This window comes from Streptomyces sp. NPDC045431, assembly GCF_040646655.1.
Taxonomy (GTDB): domain Bacteria; phylum Actinomycetota; class Actinomycetes; order Streptomycetales; family Streptomycetaceae; genus Streptomyces.
The window spans coordinates 145,744-165,629 of the sequence record NZ_JBEZAQ010000005.1; the positions used below are offsets into that span (position 1 = coordinate 145,744).

Sequence of the window (19,886 nt, forward strand, 5' to 3'; positions counted from 1 at the left end):
CTCCGGCCCCGGCGCCGGCCTCGGTCCCCGCCCTGGCCTCCGCCCTGGCCCCGGCCCCGTTCTCGGTCCTGCTCCTCTGCGTACCGCACGTGCGCCGCCCCTCTCCCCCGGGCCGACCACCCGGCACGGCCGACGCTAGCAGGTCCAGACCAATCGGTGGGCGCTCCGGTCAGGGCAGGGTCTGGAACGCGGCCGACGAGCGCGGCGAGGAGCGCAGCGGCACGGCCAGGTCGACCAGGACCCGCTCCAGCCCGTGGAGGTGCTGCAGCGCGGCCTCGGTGACGGGGTGGTGGTGGTGCGCGGCCGGCGCGGCGGCGGGCGCCGCCTCCGGGACCGCCTGCTCGGCCCGCTCGGCCTGCTCGGACCGCTCGGCCTGCTCGGCGCCCGGCGCGGGCACCACCAGCGCCTGGAGGGCGATCTCCACCCGCCAGCACGCGGCGGCGAGCCGCGCGTCGTGCGAGGCCTCCGGGTCCGCCGCGACCGACGTGAGGCCGCGCACCTCGCGGGCGCAGTCGTCCAGCAGAGCCAGGACCCGGCGGGCGCGGGACTTGCGGGCGCGCAGCGGGCTCAGCGGATGCACGAGCGGCGCCAGGGAGAGCCGAGCTCGCCCGAGCAGCACCTCCAGTTCGGCGGCGAGCGGCGCGGGGTCCGCGTCCGGGTCGCCCGCGAGGCGCCGCGCGGCCGAGGTGGTGCAGCCGTGGACGCAGCGCAGGGCGTGGGCGATCCAGGCGTCCGTCGTCGCGTGCGTGGTGATGGGCAGCACGAAGAGCACGGCCAGCGCCGCCCCGGCCAGCCCCACGCCGGTCTCCACGAGCCGCAGGGCCAGCAGGCCGGTGTCCAGCACGCCGAGCAGCCCGTACAGCAGGCTCGCCATCACGGTGACGGCGAGCATCATCCAGGTGTACGAGACCGCCGCCGTGTAGAAGATGCCGAAGACGCAGAGCCCGATCAGGGCGGCGGTGGCCACGGGTTCACCGTGCAGCGGGACGGCGACGAGCAGACCGGCGCCGATGCCGATCACCGTGCCGAGGACCCGGCGGAAGCCCCGTACCAGCGTCTCGCCGCGGGACGTCGTGTTGACGAAGATCCACCAGGCGGCGCCCACCGCCCAGTACCAGCGCTCGTGCGACAGCACCTGGCCCACGACCAGGGCGAACCCGGCCGCGACCGTCGCCTGCACCGCCTGCCGGGTGGTCGCCCGGCCCAGCCACCGCCCGCCGTCGAACGGCGTCGGTACGGCGGCGGGCGGCGCGAACCGCCGCTCGTAGCACCACAGGCCGAACCGTACGGCCGAGGAGGCGAGCAGCGACAGCAGGACGGCGGCGTACAGCTCGGGCAGCTGCCCGGGCACCGTGCCGAGGAACTGGGTCACGAAGAAGGCCATGAAGGCGAACACGCCGAGCGAGTGGCCGCGCGGCCCCCAGCGCCGGGCGTACACGCCCGCCCCCACGATGGCGAGGAACGCCAGGTCGCGCGCGAGCGGCTGGTCGTGCAGCACGGCGGCCAGAGCCAGGACCGGGAGCCCGACGACGGGCAGCAGCGCGGTCGTGACCGCCTGGCCGCGCACCGTCGCGTCCGTCACGGTGAAGAGGGCGAGCAGCGCCGCGAGGCCGCCGGTGATGGCGGCGACCAACGAGTGGCCGGCCGTCCCGCACAAGCCCACCGCCAACGCGATGCCGAGGACGGCCCGCGTGGCGCTGCGCAGCCGCAGTCGCCCGGGGTCCGGAGCCACGAACACCTTCTTCAGCACGGTTTCCCGGCCCTCCTTCACGTACATGACATGGCATGAAAAAGGCGCCGCGGAGTCCGCAGCGCCATCGATGGGTCCATCACAACACTGTCTCGCCCGTTGGCTCAAGTGGCCCCTCAATCACTGAGCCAATGGCCCAGTGAGACCCGACAAGCGTGCGCCAACGGGGAGCCAACGGCCCTCACCGGCGGCGAGGGCAGCCCGTCACGCGCGAGGCGTTCCGCAGGCGCGGCCCAGCGCTGCCACCACCGTTCCGAGCAGCGAGGACGCGGCGAGCAGCCCCAGGCGGTACGCGTCCGCGGAGCCGTCCCAGGTCAGCTCGCCCTGCTCGTGGACGACGAAGCCGTCGTACACCATCCACGCCACGACCGCGGCGAACGGCACCGAGCGCAGACTCGCGCGCAGACTCACCAGGGCCGTGAGCACGCAGTACGCGGCGAGGGCGGGCACCGGGTGGTGCAGCCACCGCACGGCGCCGAGCACGGGCAGGAGCCCGGCCGATCCGAGGGAGACGGACGCGCACACCACCGGCGTGGGGTACGCCGTCCAGGGCCCGGACCCGTCACGTGCCGAATGCCTCGCGGGCATCACGCCCTCCTCGCTCCGCCCCCGCATGTCGCCGACCCCCTCAGCGCAGCGGACGGCCGCCTCCAGGGCAACGCTCTTTCCAGCCGTGCGCCGCGTTCAACCGGCCGTCCGCGCAGCCGGCCGCGCGTTCAACCGGCCGTCCGTTCAACCGGCCGTCCGTTCAACCAGCCGTCCGCTCAACCAGCCGTCCGCTCATCCGGTCCGGGGGCCGCGCAAGCTGTGCCGCCGCATCAGCCGCGCGATGTCCTTCGCCGTCACGATCCCGACCAAACGTTCTCCGTCCACGACGAGGAAGCGCCCTCCGGCGCCCGGGCGGAGTTTGTCGAGGGATTCGGCCAGCGGATCGTCCGGGGCGGCGAGCGCGCAGCGCGACAGCGGAGTGGCCACGTCCCGCACGCGCAGCTCGTCCCTGCGCGCTTCCGGTACCGCGGCCAGCCGGGCGACCTCCACGACCCCGCTGGGACGGCCCTCGAAGTCGACCAGCGGCACGGCGGAGTGGCCGCACCCGGCCGCCACCTCGTCGATGAAGGCCCGCACGGTCAGCCAGTCGGCGCCGGTGACCACCGGGGCGGACATGGCGTCGGCCATCCGTACGCCGCGCAGGGCCGTACGGAAGACGGCACGCTGCCGTTCCGCACCGGCGACGACGGTGATGAACAGGCCGATCACGACGAGCCACAGGCCGCCGGTCATCCCGCGCAGAACGGAGAACCACCCCAGGATCATGAGCAGCACGCCCATGACCTGGCCGCTGCGGCCGGCCGCCCGTTCGGCGCGGTCCCGGTCACCGGTGCGCCACCACAGCGCCGCCTGCACCACCCGGCCGCCGTCGAGTGGGGCGGCGGGCAGCAGGTTGAACACGCCCAGCAGCAGGTTCATCCAGCCGAGCCACACCAGGACGGCGGCGGGCACGGGCCAGCCGGTCAGCCCGTGCAGTGCGACGCCCGCGCCGAGCGCGGCTCCGCCGACGGCCAGGCTGGCGAGCGGCCCGCTGACCGCGACCGCGAACGCCGCCACAGCCGTCTTCGGACTGTCCATCCGGGTGACCCCGCCCAGCGCCCAGAGGGTCACGTCGTCCACGGAGATCCGCTTCCACCGCGCCACCGCGGCGTGCGCGGCTTCGTGGAGCAGCACGCTGCCCATGAGCAGCAGCGCCCCTACGGCGCTGGCGACGGTGTAGACCGCGTCCGGGTGCCCGGGAGCCCAGGCGGGCAGGGTCCGGCGCCCCAGTCCGTACGCGAAGAGGACCGCGAGCAGCGGGACGCTCCAGTGCATCCGCAGCGGTACACCGCATACCCGTCCGACACGGAGTGAGCCCTTCATCGTCGCTCGTCTCCCCCAGGGAACCGCAGGCCGGGCGTCCGGCCGAGCGGCGCGGCGCCCTGCTCCATTGTCCTCCCCGGCGGGGTAATGGCGGCATATGTCCGGTTCATTGGGGGCAAGTGCTCGTCATGATCGGCGACGCGGATGATGACGACACGAACGGCGACGAGCAGGCGTCCGGGCGGCGGTCGGGCGAGAGCGGGCACCGGACGGTTCCGCACACGGCGGACGTACGGATCGAGGCGTGGGGTTCGTCCCGGGAGCTGTGCCTGGCCGAGGCGGTGCTGGGGATGGTGGAGTGCTTCGCCGACCTCGGCGGCGTCCGCCCGACGGCGGTGCGGCGGGTGCGGTTCGACGAGACCGACGACGACGATCTGCTCGCCGCGCTGCTCGACGAGGTCATCTTCCGGCTGGAGGTGCACGGGGAGGTGCCCGTGGACGTCGAGGCGGAGATGACGGACGGCGGGCTGGACGTCCGGCTCGCGGTCGCGGAGCTCTCCCGGGTCCCGGTCATCGGCGCGGCCCCGAAGGCCGTCTCCTGGAGCGACCTCCACCTCGCCCCGGGCCCGTACGGCTGGACGTGCGCGGCGACCGTCGACGTCTGACCACCGGGGGCGGGGACCGGCCATCAGCTCCTTCACCACCCGGGGTGGGTAGCGGGGACCGGCAGCCCTTCACCACCCGAGGCGGGGGAACTGCCGTCAGCCCTTCACCACCCCCAGCGGCACCAGGCGCACCACCTTGCGGCACAGGCCCGCGCCCTCGCTCGCCTCGACCACCTCCGAGACGTCCTTGTACGCCTCCGGTGCCTCCTCGGCCAGGCCGCGCCAGGACGCCCCGCGCACCGCGATGCCCCGCGACTCCAGGCGGGCGCGCAGCTCCTCACCGCGTACCGCGCGCAGGGCCGCGTGGCGGCTCAGCACCCGGCCGGCGCCGTGGCAGGTGGAGTGGAACGCGTCGCCGCCCGGCACGCCGGTCAGGACGTACGACGCGGTGCCCATGGTGCCGGGGATGAGGACGGGCTGACCGGCGGCGCGCAGGTCCTCGGGGAGGCCCGGGTGGCCGGGCGGGAGGGCCAGGGTGGCGCCCTTGCGGTGGACGCAGAGGGTGCGGGTCCCGCCGTCCACCGCGTGGCGCTCGATCTTGGCGAGGTTGTGGGACACGTCGTACACCAGGCTCAGCCGGGCTCCGGCCGTGCCGCGGAAGACGCGGCGCGCCGCCTCGCCGAGCATGTGGCGGTTCGCGCGCCCGTAGTTGGCGGCCGCGGCCATCGCCCCGAGGTAGGACCTCCCCACCGGTGAGCCGACCGGGGCGCACGCGAGCTGCCGGTCGGGCACGGTGATGCCGTAGCGCGCCATCGCCTTGTCCATCGTCCGCACGTGGTCGCTGCACACCTGGTGCCCCAGCCCGCGCGAACCGCAGTGGATCATCACGCACACCTGGCCGAGGGCGAGGCCGAAGGTGCGGGCGACCTCCTCGTCGTACACCTCGTCGACCGCCTGGAGCTCCAGGAAGTGGTTGCCCCCGCCCAGGCTGCCGACCTGTTCGAGGCCGCGCTGCATCGCCCGCTCGCTGACCTCGCCGACGTCCGCGTCGGGGACCGCCCCGGCGTCCTCGCAGCGCAGCAGGTCCCGGTCCTCGCCGTGGCCCTCCTCGACGGCGTACCGCGAGCCGCCCTCCAGTACCCGCCGCAGCTGCCCGGTCCCGCCGAGGTGCCAGACCGCACCCCGCCCGGGGCCGTGGGGGGCCGCCCGGCCCAGGCCGTCCATGAGCCGCGCCAGTACGGGCGCCAGGGCGCCCCGGTCGCAGTCGGCGGCGAGGAGCCGCACCCCGCACGAGATGTCGAAGCCGACGCCGCCGGGTGACACCACCCCGCCGTCGTCGACGTCGGTCGCGGCGACACCGCCGATGGGGAAGCCGTAGCCCCAGTGGATGTCCGGCATGGCGTACGAGGCGGTGACGATGCCCGGCAGGGTCGCCACGTTGACGACCTGCTCCAGTGATTTCTCGGCGTCCCGCAGCAGCCGCCGGGACGCGAACACGACCCCGGGGACCCGCATGTCGCGGTGCGGTGCGATGCGGAAGCGGTAGGGACGCTCCTCCGTGATCTCCATCGCGGCCTCCCGACCATCGCGCGCCGCGTACCCGCGCGCCGACCTGTCATGCCGACCCGCCACCTCGGGGTGCCGGGGATTGTTTGGCCGGGGGCCGCCGGTGCACCCGTCAGCGTGACGCAACGGACGTGACGCAACAGAGGAGGCGAGGAAGATGACCACATCGGTCAAGGACATGCTGAACACGTACCCGGCCGACCTCGGCGGTGTGGACCGCGAGGCGATGGCCAGGTGCATCGAGGAGTGCATCGCCTGTGCCCAGGCGTGTACGGCCTGCGCCGACGCCTGCCTGTCCGAGGGCATGGTCGGCGACCTGACCAAGTGCATCCGTACCGACATGGACTGCGCCGACATGTGCAACACCACCGCGTCGGTGCTCTCCCGGCACACCGGGTACGACGCCAACATCACGCGCGCGGTCGTGCGGGCGTGCGCCATCGTGTGCAAGGCGTGCGCGGACGAGTGCGAGAGCCACGCCGACATGCACGAGCACTGCCGGGTCTGCGCGGAGGCGTGCCGGCGGTGCGAGCAGGCGTGCAACGAGCTGCTGGCGAGCCTCGGCTGAGGCACACCCCCTGCCCACCCGTGGGAACGGGGTACTGTCACGTTCCGTGGCAGTGGACGAACTCGACACCCGGATTCTGCGGCTGCTGATCGAACAGCCGCGCACGAGTGTGCGCGAGTACGCCCGGATCCTGGGCATCGCGCGCGGCACGCTCCAGGCGCGCCTGGACCGGATGGAGCGCGACGGGGTGATCACCGGCACCGGGCCGGTCCTCTCCCCCGCAGCGCTGGGGCATCCGGTGCTGGCGTTCGTGCACATCGAGGTGACGCAGGGATATCTGGACGAGGTCGGCGAGGAGCTCGCCGCCGTCCCCGAGATCGTGGAGGCGTTCTCGATCACCGGCGGCGGGGACCTGCTGACGCGTGTCGTGGCCCGGGACAACGGCCATCTGGAGGACGTCATCCAGCGGCTGATCCAGATCCCGGGCGTGGTGCGTACGCGGACGGAGATGGCGCTGCGCGAGCGCGTGCCGCACCGGCTGCTGCCCCTGGTGGAGGCGGTGGGACGGGCCTCGCGCCCGCAGCGCCCGTGACCGCCTCCTCCCGCACGGCGGTCCTCTTCGATCTCGACGGCACGCTCGTGGACAGCGAGCCGAACTACTACGAGGCCGGGCGCCGGCTGCTGGAGAGCCACGGCGTCACCGGCTTCACCTGGGAGCGCCACACCGACTTCATCGGCATCGGGACGCGCGAGACGCTGGAGATCCTCAAGGAGGAGTACGGGCTCGACGCGCCGGTCGACGAGCTGCTGGCCGCCAAGAACGGCCATTACCTGGAGCTGGCGCGCGCGGCGACCGGGGTGTTCCCGCGGATGCGCGCGTTCGTGGAGCTCCTGCACCGGAACGGTGTCCCGATGGCCGTGGCGTCCGGCTCCTCGCGCGCCGCGATCGAGGCGGTGCTCGACGGCACGGGCCTGGGCGCGTACATCGCCACGCTGGTCTCCGCCGAGGAGGTCGAGCGGGGCAAGCCCGCGCCGGACGTGTTCCTGGAGGCGGCACGCCGACTGGGCGTGGAGCCGGCGCAGTGCGTGGTCGTCGAGGACGCCCCACCCGGCGCGGCGGCGGCCCACGCGGCCGGGATGCGGTGCATCGCCGTTCCGTACGTACCGTCGACGGCCGACGACCCGGCGTTCCGGACGGCGGGGCTGCTGCTGCGCGGCGGGCAGGGGGAGTTCACGGCGGTGGCGGCGTACGACTTCGTACGGGGCCGCTAGAGGACGTCTTGTCGATCAGGCCGGATCAGCGAGCGGCGTCTGGTGCATGGGGTCTCGCCAGGCCCATGCAGTTGCCTTTGAGCGGCGGGGATCGTCGCCCCGCGCGGGTGACGGGGTGGGACGCGGGCCGGCGGGTGCGGATCGGGATCCTGGTGAAGGTGTTCACCGCCGAGCTGGTCGATGCGGCGCGTCAGGACCATCACGGTGCTTCCGCGACCGGCTTCAGGTCGTGGATCGCAAAATGCAGCTGTGCGTCGTCCGTGGAATCCGCCCACAGGCCCTCTGCGTCGAGTACCGAGGCTGCGACCATGCGTGCTTCGGCGACGAGTTCGGGGTCGTAGTCGAATCCTGGCCACGGCAGCACCGGAAAACCGTTCGTCTCTCCGAAACGGCGCACCTGCTCGATGTCGCCCAGGACTGCGGACGGCAGTGATTCATTGGCCCAGGCCCAGAGCCAGGTCTGCTGGGGCAGGCTCACACTGCCGATCATCGTGAGTCGTCCCGTGAGAAACGCCTTGCCCCTGCGGGACCACGTGATCCGCGCGTCGTCGAGTGACCAGTGGTACTGGACATCCCCCGACAGGCCGTAGCGCTCAACCATCAGGGCCTGCCGTGGGCGGGCTCGCTCACGAGCCGCGAGCACCACCTCATCCCAGTCGGAATGGTCGTGCGGCGTGCCGTCCTCCACCGTGCCTCCTCGCGCAGAACTGTCGGCGAGATCCTCCCATCCCCTTCCAGCCGAGCGTGACAAGGGGCGAGCCTCATGCCGCGAGCGCAGGACCGCGCTGGCCCTGAGCTCTTCCAGGGGCTGCCGTCGGCGTGCGACGTTGAGACCACTGCATTGGTCTCCCCAGGCCCCCGGGGCCAGAGGGGGTGGCTGGCAAGACGGAGAAGGAAGCGTCGTGAGCCCGGCAAGATCGGCGAGACACTCCCTGGCGACCAGCGTGAGGGCACACTGCTCCCATGACCGCACCGGATGCCAAGACCGACCTCCGCGCCTCCCTCCAGTCCGCGCGGGACGCCTTGCTGTGGAAGCTCGAAGGGCTTTCGGAGTACGACGTCCGCCGACCTCTGACGCCGACCGGGACCAACCTCCTGGGCCTGGTGAAGCACGCGGCCGGCGTGGAACTGGGCTACCTCGGAGACACCTTCGGGCGGCCGTCGGGCGAGCCGCTGCCCTGGCTGGACGAGGGCGCGGAGCCGAACGGGGACATGTGGGCCACCGCCGACGAGTCGCGTGCGTGGATCGTGGACCTCTACCGCCGGGCGTGGGCGCACGCGGACGCCACGATCGACGCGCTGCCGCTCGACGCGGTGGGCCGAGTGCCGTGGTGGCCCGACGACCGGGACGAGGTGACGCTGCATCAGGCCGTGGTGCGCGTGCTGGCCGATACGCACCGGCACGCCGGGCACGCCGACATCCTCCGCGAACTCCTGGACGGCGCCGTGGGGGTGAAGCAGGGCAACGACAGCATGGCACCGGGTGACGCGGCGTGGTGGGAGGAGTACCGGGGCCGGCTGGAGCGCACGGCGCGGGAGGCCGACCGGGCCGGGTGACGGCGCATCGGCCCGGTCCGCCACCGCCACGCGCGCTCCCGTACGCGCGGTCAGAACCGGGCGTGGGAGGTGATGTCCGCGCGGAACTGGTCGATCATCGCGGGCGTCACCGTGGGCCGGCACTGGGCGATGGCCTCCAGATAGTCCTCGGTGCTCGCACCCGGCGCCTGGTCGTGGTCCTGGCCGGCGCCGCCGCGCAGGTCCCGCTCGAAGGCGGCCTGGGCCGCGATCCGCGCCGCGTGTTCGATGTCGGCGGGTGTGAACAGCTCGCTCGCCGCCACCAGGACGGACACGTCGACGTCGGCCCGGCCGTGCGTGTAGCGCGACCAGATCGCCGTGCGCGCCTCCTTGTCCGGCGTACCGATCGGGATCAGGTAGTCGAAGCGGCCCGGGCGCAGGAACGCCGGGTCCAGCGAGCGGATGGAGTTGGTCGCGCAGACCAGCAGCCGCTCGTCGCCCTCCCGGAAGCGGGGGATCAGCTTCAGCAGCTCGTTGGTCACGCCGTGCATCCCGCCGGGCTGCGCGGGCTCGGTGCGTACGGGTGCGATCTCCTCCACCTCGTCGATGAAGACGAGCACCCGCTCCAGCTCCGAGATGCGGGCGAACGCGCTGCGCAGCGCCGCCGCCAGGTTGCCCTCGTCGGCCAGCCGGGACGGCAGCAGCTCCACGAAGGGCCAGCCCAGCCGGGAGGCGATGCCCCGGGCGAAGGTGGTCTTGCCCGTTCCCGGCGGTCCGAAGAGGGCGATGGCGCGCGGCGGCTGCACCCCGTGCCGGGCGGCGCGCTCCGGCTCGGCGAGCGGCAGCACGACGCGCCGCTCGATGAGGTCCTTCTCCGGCTCCATGCCGGCCACCTTGGCCCACAGGTCGGCGGGCAGGAACCGCCCGCCCAGGTCCTCCAGGAGGTTGGCGGCGGGGCCGTGCAGCGGCTCGACCTTCTCGAAGTACGCGACGGCCGGGCGCCGGGTGTAGCCGGCGTTGATCAGGCCCTCGCCGAAGAGGTCCTCCTCGGGCAGGACGTAGGCGATCCGGCCGACCCGGGCGGCGAGGAGCCGCCGCTCCAGCTCGACCAGGAGGGCGCTCGCCAGGCCCCGGCCGCGCCAGGCCGACGCGATGGCGATCCGCATCACCCAGGCGCGCTCCCCCGCCACGCAGGCGAGCGCCGCGCCGATGGGCACGCCCTGGTGGACGGCGACGACGGCCGGCTGGCGGGAGGTCAGCGCGCCGATGCACTCGGCGAGCGAGAACACGGACTCCTGGCCGAGCTCGGCCGTGGTGTCGATCAGGTGGACGACCGCCGCGAGGTCGCTCTCTCGGTAGTCGTGTATGAGCCAGTTCACGCGGTACCCCCTCGTTCGTGATGTTCCGGCGAGGCTAGGGGGCGTGGGCGGACCGGCTCCTGTGCCGGTCTGCACAAGCGCGTGGCGCCGAGTACGCCGCCGTGTCGGTGGACGGACTCCGTCGAGGTGGTGGACGCGGCGGGCCGCGACTCGCGAGGATCCGGGGGACACACGGTGCCGGGGCGAAGGGGTGGAACGCGCGCATGGGGAAACACTGGGCGGACTTCCAGTACGAGATCTACCTGAACGGCATGAAGGGCGCCGTGCCGCGCCTGCCCACCGACCTCACCCGTCTCGAGGAGCTCACCGAGCGGCGCCTCGGGCCCGGCCCGGTCGGTTACGTGGCCGGCAGCGCGGGCAACGGCAGCACCGCGGCCGCCAACCGGGCGGCGCTGGAGCGCCGGCGGATCGTGCCGCGCATGCTGCGCGACGTGCACGAGCGGGACCTGTCCGTCGGGCTCCTCGGCCGCACACTGCCCGCGCCGCTCGCGCTCGCGCCCGTGGGCGTCCTGTCGATCCTGCATCCGGACGCGGAGCCGGCCGCCGCCCGCGCGGCCGCCGCGCACGGCGTTCCGTACATCCTGTCGTCCGCCTCCAGCACGCCGATGGAGCAGGTCGCCGAGGCGATGGGCGACGCGGAGCGGTGGTTCCAGCTGTACTGGCCCAAGGACCGCGAGGTCGCCCGCTCCTTCCTGGACCGGGCGAAGGCCGCGGGCTTCAGCGCGCTGTTCGTCACGCTGGACACGCCGCTGCTGGCGTGGCGGCCGCGCGACCTGGACCAGGCGTACCTGCCGTTCCTGCACGGCGTGGGAACCGCCAACTACTTCACCGATCCGGCGTTCCTCGCCGGTCTCGCCAAGCCGGTGCACGAGGACCCGAACGCCGCCGTCCTGCACTTCGTGAGCATGTTCGCCGACCCCGCCAAGACCTGGCCGGACCTGGCCTTCCTCCGGGAGAACTGGGACGGGCCGATCGTGCTGAAGGGCATCCTGCACCCGGACGACGCCCGGCGCGCCGCCGGGGCGGGCGTGGACGGGGTGGTCGTGTCCAACCACGGCGGCCGCCAGGTGGCCGGTTCCGTCGCCGCCGCCGACGCCCTGCCGCGCGTGGCGGAGGCGGTCGGCGACCGGCTGACCGTGCTGTTCGACAGCGGCGTCCGCACGGGCGACGACATCTTCAAGGCGCTCGCCCTGGGCGCCCGGGCGGTGCTGGTGGGGCGACCGTACGCGTACGGGCTCGGTCTCGACGGCCAGGCGGGCGTCGAGCACGTCATCCGCTGCCTGCTCGCCGAGCTGGACCTGACCCTGGCGCTGTCCGGGCACTCCACGCCCACCACGCCGGGCCCCGACGACCTCTTCGAGGAGTGGACACCGTGAAGAACGTCCTTGCCGTCGTCCCGTCCCACGTCGGCGGCCGCACCGCCGGTGCCGCGCTCGCCGGGCTGTTCCCGGGCGAGGCCCGCGTCACCGTCGTCGAGACGGCCGACGAGGACCCGGTCGCGCTGCGCGAGGCCGACGTCCTGATCACCGCCCTCGCCCCGGTCACCGCCGGCCACCTGGCGGCCGCGCCGCGCCTGGAGCTGGTCCAGTGCGCCGGCCACGGCTACGACTACGTCGACGTGGCAGCCGCCCGGGCGCGCGCCGTCACCGTGTCCACGATCGGCTCCAGCGCCGCGGAGAAGCAGAACGTCGCCGAGCAGACCTTCGCTCTCATGCTGGCCCTCGCCAAGCAGCTGATCCCCGCCCACACCGCCCTCGTCGACGGCGACTGGGCGCTGCCGCGCCTCCAGCGCTCCCTCACGGAACTGTCCGGCAAGACCCTCGGCATCATCGGCCTCGGCCGCATCGGCACGGAAGTCGCCCGCCGCGCGGCCGCGTTCGACATGCGCGTCCTGTACGCCGGCCCGCGGCGCGCCACCCCGGAGGCGGAGTCCCGCGCGGGCGGCGCCCGCCACACGGACCTCGACGAGCTGCTGCGCGCCTCCGACTACGTCACGCTCCACGCCCCGCTCACCGACGCCACCCGCCGTCTCCTCGGCGCCGACCGCCTGGCCCTCCTCAGGCCGACCGCCTTCGTCGTCAACACCGCCCGCGGCGCCCTCATCGACCAGGAGGCCCTCGCGGACGCCCTCGCATCCGGCACCCTCGCCGGCGCGGGCCTCGACGTCTTCGACCCGGAACCGCCGCCGTCGACCCTGCGGTTGCTGAAGGCCCCGAACGTGGTGCTCTCCCCGCACGTGGGCGGCGTCACGCGCGAGACGCTGGTCCGCATCGCCCTGGCCGCGGTCGAGAACGTCACCGCCTACGTGGCGGGGAAGCCGCCGCGGGATGTGGTGTCGTGAGGCCACGCCCGCCTGCTGCCCCCTACCGGCTCAACCGACACTTCTGCCGACTTCTACCGACTGCGGGAATTCCTGAAGCGTCCGGAACGAAGCAGTCCGCGGCATCCGTCGACGATGAGAGCCGTTCCCGACAGGACGGCGAAGATCGAGTAGGGGACGGTGGTGAGGGTGTCGGTGAGGTAGAGGGCGAGCAGCACCATGCCGACGGCGATTGCCGCGTACGACATCCATCCGTTCACGATGGCGTTTCCCCCTAGCCGAGAAACGACAGCCGCACCTGCCGGTCCGGGTTGTCCTTGTTCGTGTCGACCACGCACACCGACTGCCAGGTGCCCAGCGCCATCTCGCCGTCGATGACCGGGATCGTCGCGTGCGGGGGCACCAGGGCGGGGAGGACGTGGTCGCGGCCGTGGCCGGGGCTGCCGTGGCGGTGCTGCCAGCGGTCGTCGGCCGGGAGGAGGGTGTGGAGGGCGGCCAGGAGGTCGTGGTCGCTGCCGGAGCCGGTCTCCAGGATGGCCACACCGGTGGTGGCGTGCGGTGTGAAGACGTTCAGCAGGCCGTCCCGGCCCGCCGCGACCTCCCGCAGGAAGGACGCGCAGTCGCCGGTCAGGTCGTGGACCGTCTCCTTGGGGCCGGTGGTGATCCGCAGCGTACGGGTGGTGAATGCGTCGCTCATGCGTCCATGGTGTCACCGCGCGGCACGCCGTGCGGTGCCGTCGACGTGACGAGTCGTCAGTCGCCACCATGGGGGTATGGAGATCGACGGGGTGTCAGCCGAGGGGGCGCTGCCGGAGGCCGCCGATGTCGTGGTGGTCGGGGGTGGGGTCATCGGGGCGAGCGTCGCGTTCCACCTCGCGGAGGCGGGGGTCGGGCGGGTGCTGCTCGTGGAGCGGGACGCGCCGGGGTCCGGGTCGTCCGGGAAGCCGATCGGCGGGGTGCGCGCGCAGTTCTCCGATCCGCTGAACGTACGGCTGGGGCAGCGCAGCCTCGCGGCGTGGCGGGCGTTCGGGGAGCGGCCCGGGGCGGTGGTGGGGCTGGAGAGCGTCGGCTATCTGTTCCTGCTGGCCGACGAGGCCGAGGTTTCGACCTTCCGGCGGGCGATGGAGGTGCAGCACGCGTACGGCGTGCCGAGCCGGCTGCTGAGCCCGCGCGAGGCGCACGGGCTGTGCCCGTACGTCGATCCGTCGTCGTTCGTGGCCGCCGCCCACTCCCCCGCCGACGGGTACGCGCTGCCCGGTGCCGCCGTCCGCGGTTACCTGCGGGCCGCCGCGTCGCTCGGCGCGACCGTACGGAGCCGGTGCGCCGTCACCGGGATCGAGACCTCCGGCGGGGCCGTCCGCGCGGTGCGCACCAGCGCCGGGACCGTGCGTACCGGGGTGGTGGTCTGCGCGGCCGGGGCCTGGTCCGGGGAGGTGGGCGCGATGGCGGGGGTGGAGCTGCCGGTCACGCCGCTGCGCCGGCAGATCGCCCTCACCGGGCCGCTGGACCCGGCGCCGTCGCGGGTGCCGTTCACCCTGGACTACGGCTCCACGCTGTACTTCCACGGCGACGGCGCGGGCGGTCTCGTACTCGGGCTGTCCGATCCCCGTCAGGAGCCCGGCTTCGGGCGGGAGTTCAGCGAGGAGTGGCTGGACCTCTTCCGGGAGGCCGCCGCCCGGCGCGCCCCCGCGCTCGCGGACGTGCCGGTACGCGGCGGCTGGGCGGGCCTGTACGAGATGACGCCCGACCGCGACGCGCTGATCGGTGAGGCGCGCGGCGTCAGCCGGTTCCTGTACGCGACGGGGTTCTCCGGGCACGGCTTCCTGATGGCACCGGCGGTCGGGGAGGTGGTGCGGGACCTGTACCTCGGCAGGACGCCGTTCGTCGATGTCGCTCCGCTCGCCGCCGACCGCTTCGACGGCACCGCGTCCGGGGCCCGCGCGGAGGCGCACATCATCTGACCCGGTGGAGGGGAAGATGCACACGCCTCCCTTGGTTAGTGGAAAGGTGAACGATTTCCGGGTGTACGACGTGGTCGTCGTCGGCGCGGGACAGGCCGGGCTCTCCGCCGCGTACCACCTGCGCCGCACCGGGCTGGAGCCGGGCCGGGACTTCGTCGTCCTGGATCACGCTCCGCGCCCCGGCGGCGCGTGGCAGTTCCGCTGGCCCTCGCTGACGTACGGCAAGGTGCACGGCATGCACCAGCTGCCCGGCATGGAGCTGACCGGCGCCGATGACGGGCGTCCGTCGTCGGAGGTGATCGGCGGGTACTTCGCGCGGTACGAGGAGAGGTTCGACCTGCGCGTGCGCCGCCCGGTCGAGGTGGCGGCGGTGCGGGACGGCGGCGAGGGCGGCCTGCTGCTGGTCGAGACCTCGGAGGGGACGTACGCGACGCGCGCCCTGATCAACGCAACCGGGACCTGGGACCGGCCCTTCTGGCCGCGCTACCCCGGCCAGGAGACCTTCCGGGGGCGGCAGCTGCACACCGCGGACTACCCGGGGCCGGAGGGGTTCGCGGGTCTGCGGGTGATCGTGGTGGGCGGCGGGGCCTCCGGCACGCAGCACCTGATGGAGATAGCGGACGTCGCGGCGGAGACGACCTGGGTGACGCGCCGGGAGCCGGTGTGGCGCGAGGGTCCGTTCGGCGAGGCGGAGGGCCGGGCGGCGGTCGCGCTGGTGGAGGAGCGGGTACGGCGCGGACTGCCGCCGCAGAGCGTGGTCAGCGTGACGGGGCTGCCGGTGACCGACGCCGTCCGGCGGGCCAGGGAACGCGGGGTCCTGGACCGGCTGCCGATGTTCGACCGGATCACGCCGACGGGCGTGGCCTGGGAGGACGGGCGGACGGTCGACGCGGACGTCATTCTGTGGGCGACCGGTTTCCGGGCCGCCATCGACCACCTCGCGCCGCTGCGGCTGCGTGAGCCGGGTGGCGGCATCCGTCTGGAGGGCACCCGTGCGGTACGCGACGAGCGCGTGCACCTGGTCGGGTACGGGCCGTCGGCGTCGACCATCGGCGCCAACCGGGCCGGGCGGGCCGCCGTGCGGGACATCGGGCGCCTGCTGGAACGCTCCGGCGAGCGCGCACCGGTGCGGGTGCCGGCGCCACGCGCCGTCCCGGGCCGCGCGCCCGACCGGGTCTCCGCGTGAGCGTCAGCTCGCCGCCGCTGTCCTCCGGGCCTCGTTGAACTCCTGCACGTTCCGCTGGTGCTCGGCGTAGTCGGCGGTGAAGCGCGTGTCACCGGAGCGGACGGTCACGAAGTACAGCCAGTCGCCGGATGGCGGATTGATCGCCGCGTCCATCGCCTGCTCGCCCGGGTTGTCGATGGGGGTGGGCGGGAGGCCCTGGCGGTTGTAGGTGTTGTACGGGCTCTCCGTCCGGGTGTCCGCGTGCGAGGTGTCGAGGGTGGAGCGGCCCAGCGCGTAGTTGAGGGTGGAGTCCATCTGGAGGGCCATGCCCTGCGCGAGCCGGTTGTAGATCACTCGCGCCACCTTGCCCATGTCCTCCACGGTGTCGGCCTCGGCCTGCACGATGCTGGCGATGGTGACCGTCTGGTAGAGGCTCACGCCGTTGCGCTGCGCGCCCACGCTGACGCGGTCGGCCCCGAACCGTTCGTGCGCGGTGCGCACCATGTAGTCCAGCAGGCCGCGCGCGGTCGTCTTCTTGTACACGGGGTACGTGGCCGGGAAGAGGAACCCCTCGGGGTTGCCCTGTGCGTCGGTCGGCAGCTTGAGCCTGCCGCTCTCGGCGACCTTCCGCGTGGTGCCGGGCGGGGCTTTGAGCGCCTTGTCGACGGCGGCGTACACCTGGGTGGCCCGCCAGCCCTCGGGGATGAGGAGCATCCTCGGCTTCTCGGGCGGCGGTGGGGCCGGGGCCTCGCCTCTGAGCAGCAGCAACGGCACCAGCACCGCGGCGGCCGTGGCGACCACCAGACCTGCGGCGAGGGACAGCTTGCCCCGGCGGGTCATCCGGGACCTGCGCCGGGGCGTGCCCTGCGGGGACTCGTTCACCATGCGGGCACGCTAACCCGGGCCGTACGCCGAATCCGGCAGCCGGCCGCGCCCCGACACGTCGACCACCGAGTCGGCCCTGAACACGCGAACGCAGGATCGGATGTTCGCCTGAACGTGTGATCGCATCCGGTTTCCGGGCGGAACCCGGCTGCGGCGCATGATGCTTACGGTGCGCAAGCGACGGGCTGCAGACCTCGGTTGCGTCGTCCCACACATGCACGAAGCACAAGGAGAACGCACCATCATGAACGTGCTCACCGATCTGCTGGCCGGTTTCATCCACTTCGTGGGCTGGCTCGTCTGACGATCGCTCGACCCGGCGCCGCCGCTCCCCCGTCCCACGGGAGCGGCGGCGCTTCCGTGTGTGCGGGCGTAGGGGCGCCGGGGGTCATGGCGTTGCCGGGGCGAGTTCCGCGTCGCCGCGGACGAGCGCGGCGTACCGGCCGTCCAGGGCGAGGAGGTGGTCGTGGGTGCCGCGTTCCGCGATGCGGCCGGCGTCGAGGACGACGATTTCGTCGGCGTCCCGGACGGTGGAGAGCCGGTGCGCGATGGTGATGGTGGTGCGGCCGGCCGAGAGCGCGTCGATCGCCTGCTGCACCGCGTGTTCGGTGCCGGTGTCGAGGGCGCTGGTCGCCTCGTCGAGGATGAGGACCGGCGGGTCGCGCAGGATGGTGCGGGCGATGGCGAGGCGCTGTTTCTCGCCGCCGGAGAAGCGGTACCCGCGCTCGCCGACGAGGGTGTCGTACCCGTCCGGCAGGGAGGCGATGTGGTCGTGGATCTGGGCCGCTCGTGCGGCTGCCTGGATCTCCTCGTCGGTGGCGTCGGGCCGGGCGAAGCGCAGGTTGTCGGCGACGGACGCGTGGAAGAGGTAGGTCTCCTGGGAGACGACGCCGACGGCCCGGGCGAGGCTGTCGAAGTCCAGGTCGCGTACGTCGACGCCGTCGAGGGTGACGCGGCCGCCGGTGACGTCGTAGAGCCGGGGCACCAGGTAGCTGAGCGTGGACTTGCCGGAGCCGGTGGGGCCGACGACGGCGAGGCTGCCGCCCGCCGGGACGGTGATGTCGATGCCGTGGAGCGTCTCGCCGCTCTTCTCGTCGTACCGGAAGTCGACGTCTTCGAAGCGGACCTCGCCGCGGATCGTGTCGAGGCGGACCGGCTTCTCCGGCTCGGTGATGTCGACCGGCAGGTCGAGGTACTCGAAGATGCGCTGGAAGAGCGCGAGGGAGGTCTGGATCTCGACGCCCGTGGAGAGCAGGCTGACGGCGGGCCGGAACAGGCCCTGCTGGAGCGAGACGAAGGCGACGAGCGTGCCGATGGAGAGGGCGGCGCCGCCGGCCTGGAGCGCGAGTCCTGCGGCCCAGTAGAGCAGCGCGGGCATGGCGGCCATGACGATGCCGATAGTGGACATCCGCCACCGCCCGGCCATGGAGGAGCGCACTTCGAGGTCGACGAGCCGCTCGGACTCGGCGGCGAAGGAGCGGGTGAGGGAGTCCGCGCGGCCCATGGTGCGGCCGAGCAGGATGCCGCTGACGGAGAGCGACTCGGTGACCGTGGCGGCCATCGCGGCCATCTGCTTCTGCCGCTGGGTGGTGATCGCCTTGCGCTCGCGGCCGACGCGGCGGCTGATCCACACGAACAGCGGAAGCAGCAGCAGGGAGACGACGGTGAGCCGCCAGTCCAGCGCGAGCATCGCGACGACGGTGGCCACGACGGAGGTGAGGTTGGAGACGAGGGAGGTGGCGGTGGAGGTGACGGTGGCCTGCATGCCGCCGATGTCGTTGGCGATCCGGGACTGGACCTCGCCGGTGCGCGTGCGCGTGAAGAAGGCGAGCGGCATGCGCTGGAGCTGGGCGTAGACGGCGGTGCGCAGGTCGTGCATGACGCGCTGGCCGACCGTCGTGGAGATCAGCGTCTGGAGTACGCCGAAGACGCTCGTCACCACGGCGGTGAGGATCATGCCGAACGCGAGCAGCGTGAGCAGTCCGGTGCGGCCCTGCGGGATGGCGGTGTCGAGGATCTCGCGGAGCAGGAACGGCGAGGCGACGGAGACGAGCGACGAGGCCGCGACGAGCAGCCCGACGACGGCGAGCCGGGTGCGGTAGGGACGGAAGAGCCGGAGGATGCGCCGGATCTCGGCCGGCGGTTGTTCCGGATCGGGGGGCGGTGGTGTCCAGGTGGACTCGGCGTGGATGCGCATGGGCTCCTTCGGGCTGGGCGCGCCGCCGGGCTCGGCGGGCGCGCGGGTGGGTGACGCGCACGTCGGTGACGTACGGGTCGGCGACGCGCACGTCGGCGGTCGCGCACTTCGGTGACGCGCGGGTCCACGCGACACCGTGTCCGTGCCACGCGTGTACGTGAGCACGTGCGTCCGCGGGCACGCGCGCCCGGACGGCCACGTGGGTGGCACCCACGCGGACGACATGGACGCCGGTGCGCCCGTGTCAGGCACGCCCGCGTCGCGGGTGTCCCCTCGCGGCGCGACCGACGACGGCGACCGACGACGCGGCGAACGGCACAACGAACGAAGCAACGAACGAGGCGACGAACGAGGGCGACGACACCACGAACGATTCAGAGCTTAGCTCATTGTTACCTACCTTCACAATGAGCGTAGTCCTGATAGTCTTCCGTCATGAACTCCCCCGACGCCGACGGCCTGCTGGCCGAGCAGCTGCTGCGCCTGACCCGCCGGCTCCACCGCAGCCAGCAGCGCCAGCTCGAGTCGGCCGACGTCGCCATCACCCCGGCCCAGTCCCGGCTGCTGCGGATCGTCGCGCACTACGACCGCCCGCCCCGCATGGCGGACCTCGCGGCCCGGCTGGAGGTCGTGCCCCGGGCCGTGACGAGTCTGGTCGACGGCCTGGAGGCGAGCGGCCGGGTCCGGCGCGTCCCCGATCCGGACAACCGCCGGGTGATACGGATCGAGCTCACCGACACCGGCCGGGACACGCTGCGGCGGCTGCGCAGCGCGCGCCGGGCGGCCGCAGAGGACATCCTGGCTCCGTTGACCGCCGAACAGCGCGAGGTGCTCGGCGGCCTACTGTCCGCCCTCGTCGACGGGGTGCCGGAGCGGCGGCGCTGCTGAGACGAGGCCCGACGTCGAGGGGAC

General features: G+C 73.4%; 20 protein-coding genes. 10 read left to right on the forward strand and 10 right to left on the reverse strand.

Annotation, left to right across the window (positions count from 1 at the left end):
• Nucleotides 1-169: 169 nt before the first annotated feature.
• From AB0A69_RS14335 to AB0A69_RS14345, 3 genes are all read right to left on the reverse strand, one after another.
• On the reverse strand, nucleotides 170-1,750 hold the full coding sequence (locus tag AB0A69_RS14335; RefSeq protein WP_361420795.1) for an FUSC family protein: 1,581 nt from the start codon (nucleotides 1,748-1,750) through the stop codon (nucleotides 170-172).
• Between the two features lie 204 nt (nucleotides 1,751-1,954).
• Nucleotides 1,955-2,338 (reverse strand): hypothetical protein, encoded by a 384-nt coding sequence (locus AB0A69_RS14340; protein ID WP_361420217.1) that lies wholly within the window; start codon nucleotides 2,336-2,338, stop codon nucleotides 1,955-1,957.
• A gap of 192 nt (nucleotides 2,339-2,530) precedes the next feature.
• Nucleotides 2,531-3,661, reverse strand: a complete 1,131-nt coding sequence (locus tag AB0A69_RS14345; RefSeq protein ID WP_361420220.1) for a site-2 protease family protein — start codon at nucleotides 3,659-3,661, stop codon at nucleotides 2,531-2,533.
• A 128-nt stretch (nucleotides 3,662-3,789) separates the two neighbouring features.
• On the opposite strand from AB0A69_RS14345, the gene AB0A69_RS14350 reads away from it, so the two are divergent.
• A complete protein-coding gene (locus AB0A69_RS14350) occupies nucleotides 3,790-4,266 on the forward strand; it encodes an archease (protein ID WP_361420223.1) in 477 nt (158 codons plus the stop codon).
• Between the two features lie 96 nt (nucleotides 4,267-4,362).
• Here the strand turns inward: AB0A69_RS14350 and AB0A69_RS14355 are convergent, their stop codons facing one another.
• Nucleotides 4,363-5,775, reverse strand: coding sequence for an RtcB family protein (locus AB0A69_RS14355; RefSeq protein ID WP_361420226.1), 1,413 nt, complete (start codon nucleotides 5,773-5,775; stop codon nucleotides 4,363-4,365).
• A 154-nt stretch (nucleotides 5,776-5,929) separates the two neighbouring features.
• Here AB0A69_RS14355 and AB0A69_RS14360 point away from each other — a divergent pair, with 154 nt between their 5' ends.
• The 3 genes from AB0A69_RS14360 to AB0A69_RS14370 are packed head-to-tail and all read left to right on the forward strand — an operon-like array spanning nucleotide 5,930 to nucleotide 7,552.
• The gene (locus AB0A69_RS14360; RefSeq protein ID WP_361420228.1) at nucleotides 5,930-6,340 is read left to right on the forward strand and encodes a four-helix bundle copper-binding protein; all 411 of its coding nucleotides are present in this window, start codon (nucleotides 5,930-5,932) and stop codon (nucleotides 6,338-6,340) included.
• 46 nt (nucleotides 6,341-6,386) lie between these two features.
• The gene (locus AB0A69_RS14365) at nucleotides 6,387-6,872 is read left to right on the forward strand and encodes an Lrp/AsnC family transcriptional regulator (RefSeq protein WP_361420231.1); all 486 of its coding nucleotides are present in this window, start codon (nucleotides 6,387-6,389) and stop codon (nucleotides 6,870-6,872) included.
• Complete coding sequence (locus tag AB0A69_RS14370; protein ID WP_361420234.1) at nucleotides 6,869-7,552, forward strand: HAD family phosphatase; 684 nt, start codon at nucleotides 6,869-6,871, stop codon at nucleotides 7,550-7,552. Before AB0A69_RS14365 ends, AB0A69_RS14370 begins: the two co-directional genes overlap by 4 nt.
• Nucleotides 7,553-7,751: 199 nt before the next feature.
• On the opposite strand, the gene AB0A69_RS14375 is transcribed toward AB0A69_RS14370, so the two are convergent.
• Nucleotides 7,752-8,240, reverse strand: coding sequence for a DUF6882 domain-containing protein (locus AB0A69_RS14375; protein ID WP_361420237.1), 489 nt, complete (start codon nucleotides 8,238-8,240; stop codon nucleotides 7,752-7,754).
• A 275-nt stretch (nucleotides 8,241-8,515) separates the two neighbouring features.
• Between AB0A69_RS14375 and AB0A69_RS14380 the strand changes: the two genes are divergently transcribed.
• Nucleotides 8,516-9,109: a DinB family protein gene (locus tag AB0A69_RS14380; protein WP_361420240.1), complete on the forward strand. Its 594-nt coding sequence runs from the start codon at nucleotides 8,516-8,518 to the stop codon at nucleotides 9,107-9,109.
• Between the two features lie 50 nt (nucleotides 9,110-9,159).
• Here the strand turns inward: AB0A69_RS14380 and AB0A69_RS14385 are convergent, their stop codons facing one another.
• Complete coding sequence (locus AB0A69_RS14385; protein ID WP_361420243.1) at nucleotides 9,160-10,446, reverse strand: bifunctional GNAT family N-acetyltransferase/ATP-binding protein; 1,287 nt, start codon at nucleotides 10,444-10,446, stop codon at nucleotides 9,160-9,162.
• A gap of 203 nt (nucleotides 10,447-10,649) precedes the next feature.
• Between AB0A69_RS14385 and AB0A69_RS14390 the strand changes: the two genes are divergently transcribed.
• The gene (locus tag AB0A69_RS14390) at nucleotides 10,650-11,822 is read left to right on the forward strand and encodes a lactate 2-monooxygenase (RefSeq protein WP_361420246.1); all 1,173 of its coding nucleotides are present in this window, start codon (nucleotides 10,650-10,652) and stop codon (nucleotides 11,820-11,822) included.
• A complete protein-coding gene (locus tag AB0A69_RS14395) occupies nucleotides 11,810-12,787 on the forward strand; it encodes an NAD(P)-dependent oxidoreductase (protein WP_361420249.1) in 978 nt (325 codons plus the stop codon). Before AB0A69_RS14390 ends, AB0A69_RS14395 begins: the two co-directional genes overlap by 13 nt.
• Before the next feature lie 53 nt (nucleotides 12,788-12,840).
• On the opposite strand, the gene AB0A69_RS14400 is transcribed toward AB0A69_RS14395, so the two are convergent.
• On the reverse strand, nucleotides 12,841-13,026 hold the full coding sequence (locus AB0A69_RS14400) for a hypothetical protein (RefSeq protein WP_361420252.1): 186 nt from the start codon (nucleotides 13,024-13,026) through the stop codon (nucleotides 12,841-12,843).
• Nucleotides 13,027-13,040: 14 nt separating this feature from the next.
• Nucleotides 13,041-13,463: a secondary thiamine-phosphate synthase enzyme YjbQ gene (locus AB0A69_RS14405; RefSeq protein ID WP_361420254.1), complete on the reverse strand. Its 423-nt coding sequence runs from the start codon at nucleotides 13,461-13,463 to the stop codon at nucleotides 13,041-13,043.
• Nucleotides 13,464-13,539: 76 nt separating this feature from the next.
• Between AB0A69_RS14405 and AB0A69_RS14410 the strand changes: the two genes are divergently transcribed.
• Together AB0A69_RS14410 and AB0A69_RS14415 are read left to right on the forward strand one after the other, a co-directional pair.
• Nucleotides 13,540-14,727 carry an FAD-binding oxidoreductase gene (locus AB0A69_RS14410; RefSeq protein ID WP_361420257.1) on the forward strand — a complete coding sequence of 396 codons (1,188 nt, stop codon included), beginning with the start codon at nucleotides 13,540-13,542 and terminating at the stop codon, nucleotides 14,725-14,727.
• A gap of 46 nt (nucleotides 14,728-14,773) precedes the next feature.
• On the forward strand, nucleotides 14,774-15,913 hold the full coding sequence (locus tag AB0A69_RS14415) for an NAD(P)-binding domain-containing protein (protein WP_361420260.1): 1,140 nt from the start codon (nucleotides 14,774-14,776) through the stop codon (nucleotides 15,911-15,913).
• A gap of 3 nt (nucleotides 15,914-15,916) precedes the next feature.
• Here the strand turns inward: AB0A69_RS14415 and mltG are convergent, their stop codons facing one another.
• Nucleotides 15,917-16,777 carry an endolytic transglycosylase MltG gene (gene mltG, locus AB0A69_RS14420; protein ID WP_361420263.1) on the reverse strand — a complete coding sequence of 287 codons (861 nt, stop codon included), beginning with the start codon at nucleotides 16,775-16,777 and terminating at the stop codon, nucleotides 15,917-15,919.
• 388 nt (nucleotides 16,778-17,165) lie between these two features.
• A complete protein-coding gene (locus tag AB0A69_RS14425) occupies nucleotides 17,166-18,974 on the reverse strand; it encodes an ABC transporter ATP-binding protein (protein ID WP_361420266.1) in 1,809 nt (602 codons plus the stop codon).
• Between the two features lie 435 nt (nucleotides 18,975-19,409).
• Between AB0A69_RS14425 and AB0A69_RS14430 the strand changes: the two genes are divergently transcribed.
• Nucleotides 19,410-19,862, forward strand: a complete 453-nt coding sequence (locus AB0A69_RS14430) for a MarR family transcriptional regulator (protein ID WP_355365265.1) — start codon at nucleotides 19,410-19,412, stop codon at nucleotides 19,860-19,862.
• Nucleotides 19,863-19,886 lie beyond the last annotated feature (24 nt).